At 47.1% G+C, this 1,131-nt stretch carries 2 protein-coding genes; one reads left to right on the top strand and one right to left on the bottom strand.

All coding sequences use genetic code 11. The annotated features are described in order from the left end of the window. Window positions 1-105 precede the first annotated feature (105 nt). Window positions 106-855: a Nif3-like dinuclear metal center hexameric protein gene (locus tag ACTHUM_RS14885; RefSeq protein WP_070695281.1), complete on the bottom strand. Its 750-nt coding sequence runs from the start codon at window positions 853-855 to the stop codon at window positions 106-108. Between the two features lie 175 nt (window positions 856-1,030). On the opposite strand from ACTHUM_RS14885, the gene ACTHUM_RS14890 reads away from it, so the two are divergent. Then, a partial coding sequence (locus ACTHUM_RS14890) for a LysR family transcriptional regulator (protein ID WP_440403276.1) occupies window positions 1,031-1,131 on the top strand: 101 nt, incomplete at its 3' end.

Here is a 1,131-nt window from a genome sequence, read left to right on the forward strand (position 1 = left end):
TTTTGGGAATACCGAGCCATTAAACAGCGTAATTCTACCTAGTTTGTTGTAATACTCAAAGCATTATTTAAAATAAGGTAAAGTTTTTATGATATTGCTCAATACTCAGGCAGGGTTGTTTTCATCAAAGTGAACCACTTCAATACCGAATTTTTCTGCCACAGCATCGCCTAAGGCGCGGACGCCGTAACGTTCTGTCGCGTGGTGGCCGGCACTGATAAATGCCACACCCGTTTCATTGGCAAGATGATATTGCGCTTCGGAAATCTCACCGGTCAGATACACATCGACACCTTCGTCTACGGCCGTCTGAAAAAATCCCTGCGCACCGCCACTGCACCAGGCAATGCGTTTGATTTCGCGTTCAAGATCGCCGATAACGGTCGGCTTGCGGTCAAATACCGCCTCAATGCATTCAGACAACTGCGCCAACGTTTGCGTGGTTTTCAGACGGCCTGTATTCAACAGGTTTTGCTCGCCGAATTGTTTTTCGAGCACCCAATCGAGTTTCTCAGCCAACTGTGCGTTATTGCCTAATTGCGGGTGTGCGTCCAGCGGCAGGTGGTAGCCCGCCATATTGATTTGGTATTGCAGCAAGGTTTCAATGCGTGCTTTTTTCCAACCGGTAATCGTGACAGGCTCGCTTTTCCAAAACATGCCGTGGTGAACCAAAAGCATATCCGCCCCCTGCCCTACGGCAAAATCGATTGCTGCTTTGCTGGCGGTAACCGAAGTGGCGATTTTGGCAATTTCTTCTTTGCCTTCGACCTGCAAACCGTTGGGCGCATAGTCCTTAAACAGCCAGACCTGCAATGTCTCATCGCACCAGGCCAGAATTTCGCGGCGTAAAGCCATATTCCGCTCCTTATATCTATCTTCAAAAACAGCTTCGCATTCTAACCGCAAAATCTGTTTATGCCTCAAATTCTTACATTCCGATTTCAGCAATCATTCCCAACATTAATCATTTGCACATCATCATGAATTATTTTAATATACACCACCTTACCCACAGGCCGTCTGAAAACACATGGACTCTATTATCGAATTGCGTCATCTCAAAACCTTGCTGGCTTTAGAAGAAACCGGCAGCGTTTCCCTTGCCGCCAAACGGGTTTTCCTGACCCAATC

It is taken from the genome of Neisseria sp. P0021.S006, assembly GCF_051956895.1.